Below are 13,383 nucleotides of genomic sequence, written 5' to 3'. Positions count from 1 at the left end.
AGGACAGGTGAAATGATTAGGACAGAACCAAAGATTGACAACACAGACGAGTTTCCCTTTATCGTGGAATCGTCCTTTCATAAAATTAAAAATATCGCAACCCTGCCTGCGGTCGCCCATCAAATTATGAATCTCGTCGCTGATCCGGAATCAACGACCGACGATCTCAGGAAAGTCATTGTCAACGATCCCGCACTGAGTGCTTGTATTCTCAAAGTTGTGAATTCCTCATACTACGGTTTCCCGCAACAGATTGGTTCCATCGATCGTGCCATCGTTCGGTTAGGTCTGAATGCGATCAAGAACATTGCCATCGCCACCAGCTTGAATAAGGTCTTCAAATCGAACCGCATCGGCACCGATTTTGATCCTTGTGATCTCTGGACACATTCAGTCGCAGTCGCAATCTGCGCACGAGAAATCTCCGTCAGAAGTGAAATCGGCGAACCTGACGAGGTCTTTCTGGCGGGCCTGATTCACGACATTGGCATTATGGTCGAGATGCAGGCAAACCATCAGGAATTCGTAGAAATCATTGGCATTGTGAGTCACGAACAAAACACCACATTTCGCCAGGCTGAAGAACAGGTACTCGGGGCAACACATGAACTTTTCGGCGCTTTCATCTGCAGAGAATGGAAGTTCCCGCCGCAGTTTGAACATGTCGCACGCTACCACCATCACCCGATGCAGCTTCCGCAAACGGACCGTAACTTGCCCGCGATCGTCCATGTCGCCGACATCCTCGCCGCCCAGATCCATGAAGGCTATACGCGCACCGTGGAATCAGAATCTATTGCTCCGGAGATCCTCAGCATTTTAAATCTGAGCGAATCAGACATCGAAACACTGGGAGAAAGCCTGAGAGATTCGATCCACGAAGCACATCAATTACTCGGCGGTTGAGAGTCAAATCAGTTCGCAGTAGAACATTCAAGCTTAACCAAAACCGCCGCCGTCACCCATGTAGCCCCCTTCGGGAACGTCCATGTTGGCATAGTTGGCAAACCGCATTGAAGAAGCCTTCCAGGTCAGATTAATAATCCCGGTTGGACCACTACGGTGCTTCGCGACAACGACTTCCGCCAGCCCCGGACTGTCTTCAGGGTCATATTTATCGGGACGGTGCAGGAACATAATCAAGTCGGCGTCCTGTTCGATGGCTCCACTTTCTCGCAGGTCAGCCAGACGCGGTCGTTTGTCTTCACGCAACTCTACGCCGCGGTTCAACTGCGCCAACGCGATAATCGGCACGTTCAGTTCCTTACACAAACCTTTCAGACGACGGGTGATCTGTGCAATCTGTTGTTCACGCGGCATCGTCTTGTCTTCAGGTTCGATCAACTGTAGATAGTCGATGATAATCAATCCCAGATTGCTCAGCCGTTTTAATCGACGGCAAATCGCACTGATTTCCTGAATGGTGCGCCCCGGTTTATCGTCAATAAACAAAGGCATTTCACTAATCTCGGAAGAAGCCTCCATCAGGCGATGACGTTCGTCGTCTTCCAGATCCCCAGCCCGCAAAGAATGACCATTGACTCCCGAGCGAATACACAGCAAACGTTCCGCCAGTTCGAGTTTGGACTGTTCAAGACTGAAGATGATGGTTGCCGTACCGCCGTCGTCTGCGGCAGCTTCCGCAAAGTTACAGACCAACGCCGTCTTTCCCATACTTGGACGTGCCGCCAGGATGATCAATTCCGATGGCTGAAATCCATTGATCTGCGTATCCAGATCAATAAATCCAGTCGTCAAACCAGTGAGCATTCCATCCATTTGCGAGCGTTCATGAATCCGATCAAAGGCATCCATCAGAATGTCTTTGATCTCGATCTTGTCCCCTTCACCCTGCTGTTCCAGAATGCTGAAGATGCTCTGCTCGGCCTTGTTCAAAACATCCAGGGTATCGCCCTGGGGGGCATAACTTTCCCGGATGATTTCGGTACAGGAATGAATGAGTGTGCGTTGAACCGATTTATCTCGGACAATTTTGGCATAATATTCTGCGTGTGCCGCGTGGGGGACACTCTCCAGAATTTCATGCAGATACAGCACATCGCCCGCTTCAGCCAACTCCCCTTTGGAATCGAGCTCTTCGGCAATCGTCACCGCGTCAATTCCGCGAACACCGGCATCATGTAGCCTGAGAATCGCTGAAAAAATGCGCGCGTTCTTGTCGCTGTAAAAATGATTGGCTTTGACAATCTGAACCAGATCATCAATCACGATATTATCCAGGAGGATACTGCCTAAGACTGCTTTCTCCGCGTCCAGATTCTGTGGGGGAACTTTCCCAAACAATTCCTCCACGGATTCCTGTTTTGGGCGGCGAAAATTTCCTTTCCCGGCAACTGACATGACCATCCCCTGGCTCTGTAGACGTTAGAAATGAGATCGCTGATGCAGAACGATTGCGTAAAGACTCAGGCAACCGAAATTCAATATTCGCTCAGCAGACTCAATCATATAAAACTAAAAGAGGTCCGGCAATATACCGGACCTCTCTCTTATACGGGAAGCTCTGACTGGCAAAAAATGTTTGCCAAACGGGCTTAGCTTTTTTCAGCAGTGGGAACGACCCAGACTTTGACTTCGGTCTTTACCTTGTCATGCAACTGAAGTTTAACAGTATACATTCCCAATTCTTTGAGTGGACCTTCCAGCCGAATGCTGTCAGCAGGAATCTCAAAACCACCTTCTTTGAGTGATTTGCTGATATCAACGGCAACGATCGACCCATAAAGATGGCCATCTTCATTGGCGTTAGCTTCCATCGTCACGCTGTGCTTGCTGAGTTTGTCAGCCAGTCCTTTCAAGGACTTCAGACGGTCTTTCTCGAGCTCTGCCATTCGCTTCTGGTGTTGAACCACCATCCACTTGTTGTGCTCTGTGGCAATGGTAGCCAGACCATAGGGCAATAAAAAATTACGAGCATATCCGGGCTTTACTCGAACAATATCGCCCTGATCACCCAGACTATCAACTTTTTCTGCCAGCAAAACCTCGATAGACGACTTGGAACTACCGACGACTGAGGTGTTACGTTGTTTGCGAACCATTATCAATCACTTCCGTAATTTTCTGTTTTATACAATCGTTTCAATTAAAACTGTTACTTTTTCTCACAAGCGGTTTGAAAATGTAGCTCTGCTAGAAAGGCACATCATCATCAGGCACTCCTCCGCCGGGTGCGTTATCATAAAATGAATCCGCAGCACTGGAAGCCCCACCTTGTGAAGGTGCATTTCCTCGAGAGGCATAACCTCCTCCACCTGAAGGAGCTCCACCACCACCGCCAGACTCGCCTCGACCTCCCAGCATGGTCATATTTTCGCCAACGACTTTGAGCTTGCTCCGCTTTTGACCTGACTCCTTGTCATCCCACTGATCCAGCTGCAACCGACCTTCAATCAGAACCGAACGCCCTTTGGTAAGATATTCGCTGGCAACTTCTGCTGTTCGCCCCCATAAAGTCACGTCCACAAATGTGGTTTCTTCCTTGCGTGAATTAGAATTCTTGTCAAACCAACTCCGATTCACGGCGAGCCCAATCTCAGCAACAGCACTTCCCCCGGGTGTATAACGCACCTGTGGGTCACGTGTTAAGTTACCTACCAGAATGACTTTATTGAAACTGGCCATCATCGGCCTCCCTGAAAATGAATGGTTTGCGTTCGAACGTCCCGGAAGATCTGAGTCAGATCCAACCAAGAGGACAACAAAGACTTAGTCTTCGTCATCATCATCAATGGCATCATAATCTGCATCTACTTCCGCAGTTTCGCTGTTGTCAGACTCTTCTACTGCTTCAGGAGCCGAAGAAGGATCGATTGCGGTAACCATTGCATCAAACAAAGTTTGAGGCTGCTTGATAACCAACTGACGAATGACAATATCACTCAGATGGCAAGATCGGGTGATCACTTCCATCCCGCTTCCAGGCATTGTGAAGTAGACCAGATAATGCAGACCTTTCATATGGCCTTCAATCTCATAGGCAAGCTTGCCGTCCTGCCAGGGACGGTGCGCCACAATCTCAGCACCTGCTTTTTCCAGAATTTCCATTAAATGAGCAATTGTCCCTTCATGGTCAGCGGCAAACTTACCACTGTCCAACAGAAACATGCCTTCGTAATTTACCATAACCGCTTTTTTCTCTGCTACAGACAAGACTTTTCTCCCGGAATAATTTGGCCCTCTGTTGGCCAGATGACAATCAGATTCCCATTGTTTTCAGTTTATCATTGCCGGTTTTCAATCAAACCGGGATATCATCCTTCAGGTGCATTCACCTGATTCATGGCAATTTCGAGACCACTTTGAACCCAGCACTCCACCCCTTTCGCAGCTGCTTCCACTGCCTGGGGGATCAGTTCCAGATCTTTTTTAGACCGAAAACGCCCTAAAACATAATCCGCTGCTGGAAATCCGGCAGGAGGTCGTCCCACACCGATTCTCAAACGGGGCACATCCTGCGTACCCAACTTCTGGATAATGTCCTGCAATCCTTTTTGACCGCCGGCCGAACCAGATCCCCGCATGCGGAGACGCCCGACAGGCAAATTCATATCATCACAAACTACCACCACATCAGTGGAAGGCAATTTGAAAAATTTCACTAATGCCGCAACACTGCGACCGCTTAAATTCATAAACGTTTGCGGAGCAACCAGTAACACTTTTTCCCCCGCAAAGGAAAACTCACCGACTTCCGCCTCAAACTGGCTTTTCCACCCGGACACACTGTGCCACTCTGCCAACTGAGACAAAACGTCAAACCCAACATTGTGCCGCGTTCGTTCGTATTGTTTACCGGGATTTCCCAGTCCTACGACCACTTTCACAGCACCACCCGTCAGGCCATCAAACACTTAATCTATATTGTTCACTCTGAGAATGACTACTCTGCTGCTGCCTCAGGAGCTTCTGCTGCTGCTTCTTCAGCTGCTTCCTCTTCTTCTCCCTTAGGAGCAAGAACATGCACAACGACCTGATCTCCCTCATTATGGATCTTGGAGCCGCGAGGGACTTCAACATCACTGACATGAATCGCGTCGCCAATTTCCAATGCATTGATACGCACGGGTAGATCATCAGGAATATTGTGAGCCAGACAGTCAAGTTCAAGAGTATGCAGAGGCTGCTCCAGAATTCCACCCGATACGACACCGGGAGAGGTTCCACGCAATCTGACAGGCACTTCGACTGTCACACGTTCAGAAGCATTAATCCGGATCAGATCCACATGCAGGACCTGAGTTCCGAAAGTATCCCACTGCAGATCCCGCAGCATTGTTTCTTCAACCTGACCATCCACGTCAATTTCGAAAACGCGTTCACGGTTCTTGATCAGATTCTGGAGATCGTGATCTTCCACACTCACATGAGCCGGTTCCTGCTCATGGCCATATACCACAGCGGGTACCCGACCAGCCCGACGGATGCGGCGGCTTTCGATCGAACCTAGTTTATCCCGTTTGAAAGCGCTGATTTTCGGCAATACAAAATCGTCTGACATTTCCCAACATTCCTCGAATAGTGATCTGGCACCAGGCCTTGATCCACTCTTCCATTAAAGACTTTTGAATCTATAACTAGACACTATGTAATTGAAACGGCTGAAATCCAACATAACGCCCCTACATCTATTGTGCTCATTTTCCATAACCATCAGGACAAATCTTTGCGATTCGTCTCTGGCAAGACACATTCTGCAGGGACAACTGAAGCGACTCCACCCGGAATTCCGGCTGGTACTCGGCTAGCATGCAATAGTTGAAGCGTGCAAAAATAACTTCCCGCAAGCAAATCTGCAACCGATTCCCCCCCCTAACTTGGTTGAAAGTCGCAAGACTGACTGTTTTTTTTGATTTCTCCTGCCAGAAGCTCACTGCTCTGCCCGGTTTCACTTCTAACAGGCCACAGGTAACGATACATAAGAACACAACTCCTTTCAACTCTACCAGGCTATTCCTGACAATATCACAGCAAAAATAAAGAGTGGCAGAATCCAACAGATTCCGTATTGGCTCAAAGAAAACTGGCTGTAGAATAGAATAAAGAGTTTTCGCAAACATCCGGGGGGACCGATCTCTTAATCACCCCTTGCTGAAAGCGAGAGAAGAAGCTCTGATTCCATTTTACTTATCAGGCGACCAGAAGGCTGAGTTGATGCATTCAATCATTCTAAACCGGACTATCGTCCTCATCGTCATAACCTGCCTGATGATGCCCTCTACCATCAATCTGCAAGCGGACGAGAAAGAAAAAAAAGACCCTTTTCAACCCAATGCACAACAACAGGCTCAGCCCCAAAACCCATTGAACCCGCTGAAGAAAATCATCCAGGGCTGGTTTGGCGGCCCCAAACCAGCGCCAGGGCAACCGGCTAAGATACCTGTCACCAAAAAAAATCCTGGCTATTACCGCTTTCCCCAAGACCTGGAACAGGAACGCCGCTTCAAAACCGTACGGAAATTAATTGCTGATCAACAGTGGAACGCCGCACGCGATAAATTGCAATTAATGCTGGAAAACAGTCTGAACCTGCCAATCCATGTCTCCGGCGAACGCGCACTCATCACTGATCGTGAATTGATCTACCAACTACTGGAACTCCTGCCGGTCGAACAACGAGAACAATTCAACCGTCAGTATGAAGCACTCGCCGAAAAACTATTGAACGATGCGCGGGAAAATCACTCCCCACCGGAAAACTATGCCGAAATCGCAACCCGATTCTCAGGCACGCAGGCCGGAATGCAGGCCATGAATTTCCTGATGTCCTACCATCTGGAACGAGGCGAATTTGGCTTAGCCGAACAATATCTGCAACGCCTGCTGAATTCAAACACATCCATTACGGAAACCTCGCAGTGGAAAACAAAAGCCGCTTTTATCTTCAAACAGACTGGGAAAGAATCGCTCATCGCAGAATTATTTCATTCTGCACGAGACGCTTCACTGGGAGAAAAACCGATCAGTATCGGCGGCTCTGTGGAAGCACCCAAGTCTTGGCTCAGTCAGCAACAGGACCTGAATTTGACTGCGAATCTACTGCTGGATGAGTGGCCCATGCTGTTTGGCTCTCCCAGCCACGCTGCGCGGGCGAAACATGCCGATCCATTACTGATTCCCCGCTGGTCATACCCGCTGACCTCAAATCTTTCGATCCAGTCACAATTGAAACTGATCCAGGAAGATCTCGCCAGTTCCGGTCGTGCAACGATTCCTGCACTCCCCCCTTTAGCAACACAGGGGAAAATTGTGTTCCGGACACTCAAAGGCATTCAGGTTCTGGATGCACTGACGGGGGCTCCGCTCTGGGAATCGACTCTGGAACACTCACCCGAAGAATCTTTTATCGCAGCACAGCTAAAAGGCCTCAATACCCCACAGGCACGGGGGCTATTTGATCCGACCCCGGAAGACCAATCCTTCCCCGTTTATAATGGGACCAACCCCGATAAACATGCCTTAACAAGCCTGATTTATCGAAATGCAAACTGGGGCAGCCAAAGCTGTGATGGGCGGCAACTCTATGTTCTGGAAAACATGCGGCTCAATCTCGGGGGCACCAGTTTATCCAGGAACCTGAATCGATTTCGTCGCAACCTGAGAAGGGGTGAGGACGTCGCCGATTCCTGGTCATCCAACCAAATTGTTGCTTATGACCTGCAAACAGGGCAACAAAAATGGAAAATTGGCGGTACCCAATTTGATGAACCTTTTGACCTGCCTCTGGCGGGCACTTTTTTCATGGGTGCACCGACTCCGTCAGACAACGAATTATATATCGTTGGGGAACGGGACCGGGAGATTCGCCTGTATGCCCTGAATCCCCAAACCGGAGAAGAACTCTGGTCACAACAGATCGGCAATCCTGACCAGGATATCGCGCAGGATATGGTAAGACGCTGGTGGATTGCCCCTGTTGCCATCGATCAGGGTGTCATCGTCTGCCCTACCACAATTGGATTAGTGACAGCCATTGACCGACTGAATCACTCGGTCCTCTGGTCAACCCAATATGTCACCGACGGCTCTAATAGCTCAAACCAGCGTTTCAATCGCATCCGGCAAACTTCGATTGAAGAGCTCAATCAACGCTGGTGCCCTTCCGCCCCCGTCATTTCCGGAAACAAAGTCGTTTACACTCCCCCGGACAGTGAAACTCTGGTTTGTCTGGATTTGATCACCGGATCCCCCTGCTGGGCAAAACGAGCCAAAGAAACGTCATTGTATCTGGCAGGTGTAGTGGATGATCGAATTCTGCTGGTGGGAACCAATAGTGCGACTGCGATTTCATTGAAGACCGGTAAGACAGAGTGGAACACTGCATTTCAAGCATCAGCAGGCGCCCCATCCGGACAGGCTGTGATTGCAGACCAGCGCCTACACATTCCGCTACAAAGTGGGCAAATCTGGACTTTGGATGTCAAATCCGGAAAGGTCATCAATAAACTTTTCAACGAAACTCATGACCAGCCTCTGGGCAACCTGATCATTCAAAATGGACAATTTCTCTCACTGAGTGCAACAGGCCTGGTCAGCTATGAACAAAAACAGTCATTCGAAGCAAAAATCGCAAGCATCAAACAGCAAAAGACGCAAGCCCCACTGGCACTCTTAAAAGAGTCTGAAATGTTGATGATGAGCCACTCTTACCCGGAAGCGCTTCTGAAATTACAACAAATTGATCAAAAGCAACTGCCGGCTCAATATCGAAATCAACTTCAAAAACTGACCATCAACTGTCTCTCTTCCCTGATCCGATCTGATTTCCAGAAACATGATGACCTCGTCGAGCAACTCAAACAACAAGTCCGCTCAGAGAGCGAGCAGATCGAACTCCAGAGACTGCTGTTTGAACGTTACGCCGCCAAAGAACAATTCTCTGATGCGATCGCGTTACTCATGGAACTGGCACTGATACCGGAAGAAACATACTTCCAGACAGCTGCCACCGAAACACAGATTGATTCCTGGATTGCAGGACAGGCAACCGATCTTTGGAAACAGGCGACCCCCACAGACCGTGAACAGTTTTCACTCCAAATCGAGCAAAGAGTACAACAGGTCTTAAGCCTGAAACAAAGGCAACAAGAACGCTTCCTGCAACAGTTTGGCTTTCATCAAGCCACACTTCCGGTATTACAAAAAGTCATTGCGGCTTCAATGAACTCCGGCCAGTTCTATGAGACCGAGCTCTGGCTCACACGCTTGGTAAAACAGAATCAGCCACAGTTGGCAGCCCAGGGGCTGGCCCGCATGGCGGAACTTTGTCTGAAGTTTCAGTTGAATCAGGATGCAAAATACTACCTGGAACGACTTGCAGAGTATGATCCCCATCTTCAGGTCACAGAAAACCAGACACTCCAGCAGTTTCTGAAACAAAAACAACAGGCCTCCCTCACAAATTTGGAACGGGATCAACAAAAAACCTGGCGACCACAGCAACTGACTCTCATTGTGGGGAAACCTTCCCGCTATTATTCCGCTCGGGAATTCATATTGAATACGAGTGATTCCAGCCTGCCCTTCTTCCAGAACAGAACACTGATCGTAGATCCGAAACAGAATCGACTCACGATCTTCACTCCTGATCGCAAACACCTGATCTGGTCGACTCCACTCCGATCCTCTGATTTGAATCGCTCATCAGGCTTTAATGAAAGTGAAGTAGTAGGTCACAATCTGATCCTGCAACACCGCGATATGTTGCACTGCTTTGATCTCGTAGGCCAAAAGCTGATTTGGAGTCAGAGGTTGGAAAAGAAACAGACGAATCGTTACCACTCCAACGCGTATCAATTGACGCCCGCTTCAATGGAATCTGTAAGCACACTGGTGCATCGTCATCACCCCTCCATTGCGGTTCGTAATGTGGGAATGATTGCTGCCGCCAATGCAGATTACACCTGTTTCTATAGCCGTCGCAAAATAATTCTGGTCGATACCAGAACAGGAAAAATTCGCTGGACGCATGAAAACGTCGATAATGAAACCAGGGTCCTGGGAGACGATCACCTGATCTACCTCGTTACCAGAGACCGGATCACCAAAAAGGTCCTGCGTGTCAGCGATGGCCAGCCGGTTCCCCTCTCACAGGTAGGCGATGATCTCCAACACGCAATCTATCAAGGCGAAACAGCCTTCGTTTCAATTTCATCGCCCAATGACAAAAAACGGCCTGGCCAGAAACCAGGACATACCGCGGTTTACCGTTTTCACTCCCAGTCAAAAGAACAAAACTGGAGTATCGACTTCCCCCCGGATTCTCAATTCGGGCTGTTCAACCAGCACTACCTGTCAGTTTTGACACCAAAAGGGGAAATCACAATTGTTGACTTGAGAACGGGGAAAAAATCGTCTCTGGAATCGCTCACGCAAGCAGAACTCAAAAATCATAAAAAGTTCTATCTGGTCACCGACCACGACTACATCTACCTCGTCGGCCATACACAGACACACAATTCCATCTCCGTCAATGTCCCTGCGATTCCCATCAATGGAAAGTTGTATGTTTATGATCGCCAGACTGGAAAACGGCTTTGGAACCAGGAAGTAAAGAAACAACACCTGGTTCTCAACCAGCAAAATCTGCTGCCTGTCATCCTGCTTGTCTCCCGTGAATACAGACAGATTGGAAACCGCCATACCAGCATCTTCAGTTTACAGGCCTTGAATAAGCAATCAGGAAAAAATCTCCTGACCTGGGAAGCCCCTGTCGATTCCAATATCCGGGCAATCAATACCGATCAACAGCAAAAAATGATTGAAATCCTGACCTATGGTGCAAGAATTCGGCTATATGATGCCGATGAACTTGCTGTTCGGCACCCGGAGATCCATCCGGTTCCGGAACCGCCCCCTAAAAAGAATTAGAAATCCACTTGCGAAATGAAACGCATAAAAATACAATGATGTAGTTTCACACCTGAACGTTTCTCTCATCCCGATTTGAAGAGAGCAGTAATGTATCGTGTTTTTGTCCTGATTCTGATTGGCTCCCTGGCTCTGCCTGCCGTCCCGGTTTCGGGTTGCGAATGCAGCCAGCAGCAGTCCAGCCAGACGAATGCCTGCTGCTGTAGTAAAGCAGGATCGAATCAGACAAAAAAACAGAAGTCTTGTTGTTGCCAGGCTTCCCAGAAACGCGAAAAACAGGATACACAGGACAAGATGCAGTGCCAGAAGCAAAACTGCCACTGCAATCAAACCTTTCAGCAGCCAGCGACAACGATTTCAGTGAAATCCACCGAACTGGCTCGTCAACTTCGCGAAAATTTTGAGTCAGTTGATCTGACGGCTGAACTTTGCTTTTCAGCCCGCCCCGCTTCCACACGCTCATATGAGTTGCGTCCTCCTGTTCATGCTTATGATGCAGGGGAGTTTTGCGCGCACTTCTGCCTCTGGTTAATCTAACTCCGTCTTTTTCTATCGGATTAACCTCATCCGTTCTGCGTGAGCCATGCCTTTCACTGGCCAGCTCTGCGCTGCTTCCTGTCGCATGACATTTTTCACTTCAGGAAACTCAGAACGGACCCGCTTCTCGGATATGTTTTGTTCCAAATTTTGAGACAACTACACTTTTTTACTTTCAAGGAGAAACCCATGCGTCAAGTTCTATCAATCGCCGCCTTATTGGCTGTCGTTGCATTTGCAGGTCAGACTTTTGCTGCAGAAGGCAAAGCCGTCTGCCCGGTTGCCGGAAAACCAGCCAACCCGAAATGCACCGTCGATTACAAAGGGGCTACCGTCAGCCTCTGCTGTGGAAACTGCAAAAAAGCATTCACAGCAAACCCTGCTAAATTTGCTGCCAAAGCAAACCTGCAACTGGTTGCTACCAAGCAAGCCAAACAGGTTAAATGCCCCTTCGCTGGCAAACCTGTTAACCCAGCTCAGGAAGTGACCGTTGCTGGTACCAAAGTGCAGTTCTGCTGTGGTGGATGCAAAGGAAAAGCAGCCAAAGCAACAGGCGATGAGCAGATCAAATTGATCTTCAACGACAAAGCTTTTGCTAAAGGCTTCAAAGTGACAAAGAAAGACTAGTATTGCTTTACGACATCATGCACATCCGGGCCAGCATGATGTCGCTTTAAAGTAAGTCAGATACAGGAGTGGGAGCGTTTTTCGGAATGCTCCCACTCTTTTTTTAGACACCCAACGATCAGGTTGTATACTCTGAATTCAGACGCACATATTCCTGCGTCAGATCGCTGGTCCAGAATACCACCGACTCATCCCCAAACGGCAGCTGCACCTGAATCAACACATCACGGTTCTTACGCAGACCATCAGAGACCGCCTGCTCATCAAAGTCGACAGGCTGTCCATTCTCATAAATTAAACTACCGTTGATCTGCAGCAGAATATCCCGTTCAGTCAGTTTGACGCTGGTCCGACCAGTGGCGGAAACAATCCGCCCCCAGTTCGGGTCCGCACCGGTAATCGCCGTTTTGACCAACGCATCATTGGCAATCGTCCGGGCGATTTCAAACGCATCCTCTCTCAGCTTTGCCCCCGAGACTTCAATTGTAATAAAATGGTCGGCTCCTTCTGCATCGCGAATGATGGCCTGCCCCAGTTCCATAGCCACTTCATCGATTGCCGACTGCAAATCACTCAGTTCCTGATCAGACAGTTCAGCGGCTCCCGCTGCGCCATTCGCCAATAAGATCACCGTATCGCTCGTACTCGTATGCCCTTCAACGGAAACACAATTGAAGCTGCGATTGACGGCATTTCGCAATAGTTGATCGGCTTGAGCCGAATTGAGCGGCGCGTCGGTCATAATCACCGACAACATCGTTGCCATATTCGGCGCAATCATCGCGGCTCCTTTCGCCGCACCACTCACTCGCACGGTAGTCCCACCAATTGAAAGTGCATGCGTTGCCTGCTTGGGAACGGTATCCGTTGTCATCATTCCCGTCGCTGCCTGCCGAAATGCCCGCGCCCCGGAATCCAGCTGCCGCACGACTTCCGGAATCCCCTGTTCCAGAGGCGCACGCGGCAGAAAGTGGCCGATTACTCCTGTTGAACAGACCAGGACTTCTTCTTCCGCAAGCGATAAGCCGTCCGCCACCAGGCTGGTCATCCACTTTGCATCTTCGATCCCGCGCTCCCCGGTGCAGGCATTCGCATTTCCGGAGTTAATTACGACTGCACGAACCGATTCGCCGGGAACGCGTTCGCGCGAAACTTTCACAGGAGCCCCACACACCTGATTCTTCGTAAACACACCCGCGCCACAACAGGGCACATCAGAAGCAAACAAAGATAAATCAAAGGTCGATTTATCTTTCTTGATGCCACAAGCCAGGCCAGCCGCACGAAACCCCTGGGGTAAAATCATTTCAGCAGTCAACTGCATCTCCT

The 13,383-nt window shown here is 49.2% G+C and carries 11 protein-coding genes; 4 read left to right on the top strand and 7 right to left on the bottom strand.

From position 1 onward, the window contains the following. The first annotated feature begins 12 nt into the window (after positions 1 to 12). Positions 13 to 906, top strand: coding sequence for an HDOD domain-containing protein (locus Pan241w_RS06810; protein ID WP_145212837.1), 894 nt, complete (start codon positions 13 to 15; stop codon positions 904 to 906). A gap of 33 nt (positions 907 to 939) precedes the next feature. Here the strand turns inward: Pan241w_RS06810 and dnaB are convergent, their stop codons facing one another. From dnaB to Pan241w_RS06780, 6 genes are all read right to left on the bottom strand, one after another. Beyond that, positions 940 to 2,361 (bottom strand): replicative DNA helicase, encoded by a 1,422-nt coding sequence (gene dnaB, locus Pan241w_RS06805; RefSeq protein ID WP_145212834.1) that lies wholly within the window; start codon positions 2,359 to 2,361, stop codon positions 940 to 942. A 194-nt stretch (positions 2,362 to 2,555) separates the two neighbouring features. Next, positions 2,556 to 3,062 (bottom strand): 50S ribosomal protein L9, encoded by a 507-nt coding sequence (gene rplI / locus Pan241w_RS06800; RefSeq protein WP_145212830.1) that lies wholly within the window; start codon positions 3,060 to 3,062, stop codon positions 2,556 to 2,558. A gap of 91 nt (positions 3,063 to 3,153) precedes the next feature. Then, positions 3,154 to 3,645, bottom strand: a complete 492-nt coding sequence (ssb, locus tag Pan241w_RS06795) for a single-stranded DNA-binding protein (protein ID WP_145223246.1) — start codon at positions 3,643 to 3,645, stop codon at positions 3,154 to 3,156. A gap of 84 nt (positions 3,646 to 3,729) precedes the next feature. Continuing rightward, positions 3,730 to 4,146, bottom strand: a complete 417-nt coding sequence (rpsF, locus tag Pan241w_RS06790; protein WP_145212827.1) for a 30S ribosomal protein S6 — start codon at positions 4,144 to 4,146, stop codon at positions 3,730 to 3,732. A 128-nt stretch (positions 4,147 to 4,274) separates the two neighbouring features. Continuing rightward, positions 4,275 to 4,874: an aminoacyl-tRNA hydrolase gene (gene pth, locus Pan241w_RS06785; protein WP_232107378.1), complete on the bottom strand. Its 600-nt coding sequence runs from the start codon at positions 4,872 to 4,874 to the stop codon at positions 4,275 to 4,277. A 29-nt stretch (positions 4,875 to 4,903) separates the two neighbouring features. Then, on the bottom strand, positions 4,904 to 5,521 hold the full coding sequence (locus Pan241w_RS06780) for a 50S ribosomal protein L25 (RefSeq protein ID WP_145212824.1): 618 nt from the start codon (positions 5,519 to 5,521) through the stop codon (positions 4,904 to 4,906). 653 nt (positions 5,522 to 6,174) lie between these two features. Here Pan241w_RS06780 and Pan241w_RS06775 point away from each other — a divergent pair. The 3 genes from Pan241w_RS06775 (at position 6,175) to Pan241w_RS06765 (ending at position 12,054) form a co-directional block, all read left to right on the top strand. After that, positions 6,175 to 10,890, top strand: a complete 4,716-nt coding sequence (locus Pan241w_RS06775; protein ID WP_145212821.1) for a PQQ-binding-like beta-propeller repeat protein — start codon at positions 6,175 to 6,177, stop codon at positions 10,888 to 10,890. Positions 10,891 to 10,980: 90 nt separating this feature from the next. Beyond that, positions 10,981 to 11,427 carry a hypothetical protein gene (locus Pan241w_RS06770; RefSeq protein WP_145212818.1) on the top strand — a complete coding sequence of 149 codons (447 nt, stop codon included), beginning with the start codon at positions 10,981 to 10,983 and terminating at the stop codon, positions 11,425 to 11,427. 189 nt (positions 11,428 to 11,616) lie between these two features. Next, positions 11,617 to 12,054, top strand: a complete 438-nt coding sequence (locus Pan241w_RS06765) for a hypothetical protein (RefSeq protein ID WP_145212815.1) — start codon at positions 11,617 to 11,619, stop codon at positions 12,052 to 12,054. A 118-nt stretch (positions 12,055 to 12,172) separates the two neighbouring features. On the opposite strand, the gene argJ is transcribed toward Pan241w_RS06765, so the two are convergent. Further along, a complete protein-coding gene (argJ, locus tag Pan241w_RS06760) occupies positions 12,173 to 13,378 on the bottom strand; it encodes a bifunctional glutamate N-acetyltransferase/amino-acid acetyltransferase ArgJ (RefSeq protein WP_232107377.1) in 1,206 nt (401 codons plus the stop codon). Between the last annotated feature and the right edge of the window lie 5 nt (positions 13,379 to 13,383).

The sequence above is a fragment of the Gimesia alba genome, assembly GCF_007744675.1.
GTDB lineage: Bacteria > Planctomycetota > Planctomycetia > Planctomycetales > Planctomycetaceae > Gimesia > Gimesia alba.
This window is presented reverse-complemented; position numbering and strand designations above follow the sequence as displayed.

Excerpts from the sequence above, each read along its gene's own strand:
- rpsF (WP_145212827.1), bottom strand. The coding sequence starts at position 4,146 with ATGGTAAATTACGAAGGCATGTTTCTGTTGGACAGTGGTAAGTTTGCC.
- rplI (WP_145212830.1), bottom strand. The coding sequence starts at position 3,062 with ATGGTTCGCAAACAACGTAACACCTCAGTCGTCGGTAGTTCCAAGTCG.
- argJ (WP_232107377.1), bottom strand. The coding sequence starts at position 13,378 with ATGCAGTTGACTGCTGAAATGATTTTACCCCAGGGGTTTCGTGCGGCT.
- Pan241w_RS06765 (WP_145212815.1), top strand. The coding sequence starts at position 11,617 with ATGCGTCAAGTTCTATCAATCGCCGCCTTATTGGCTGTCGTTGCATTT.
- dnaB (WP_145212834.1), bottom strand. The coding sequence starts at position 2,361 with ATGTCAGTTGCCGGGAAAGGAAATTTTCGCCGCCCAAAACAGGAATCC.
- Pan241w_RS06770 (WP_145212818.1), top strand. The coding sequence starts at position 10,981 with ATGTATCGTGTTTTTGTCCTGATTCTGATTGGCTCCCTGGCTCTGCCT.
- ssb (WP_145223246.1), bottom strand. The coding sequence starts at position 3,645 with ATGGCCAGTTTCAATAAAGTCATTCTGGTAGGTAACTTAACACGTGAC.
- Pan241w_RS06775 (WP_145212821.1), top strand. The coding sequence starts at position 6,175 with ATGCATTCAATCATTCTAAACCGGACTATCGTCCTCATCGTCATAACC.
- Pan241w_RS06810 (WP_145212837.1), top strand. The coding sequence starts at position 13 with ATGATTAGGACAGAACCAAAGATTGACAACACAGACGAGTTTCCCTTT.
- Pan241w_RS06780 (WP_145212824.1), bottom strand. The coding sequence starts at position 5,521 with ATGTCAGACGATTTTGTATTGCCGAAAATCAGCGCTTTCAAACGGGAT.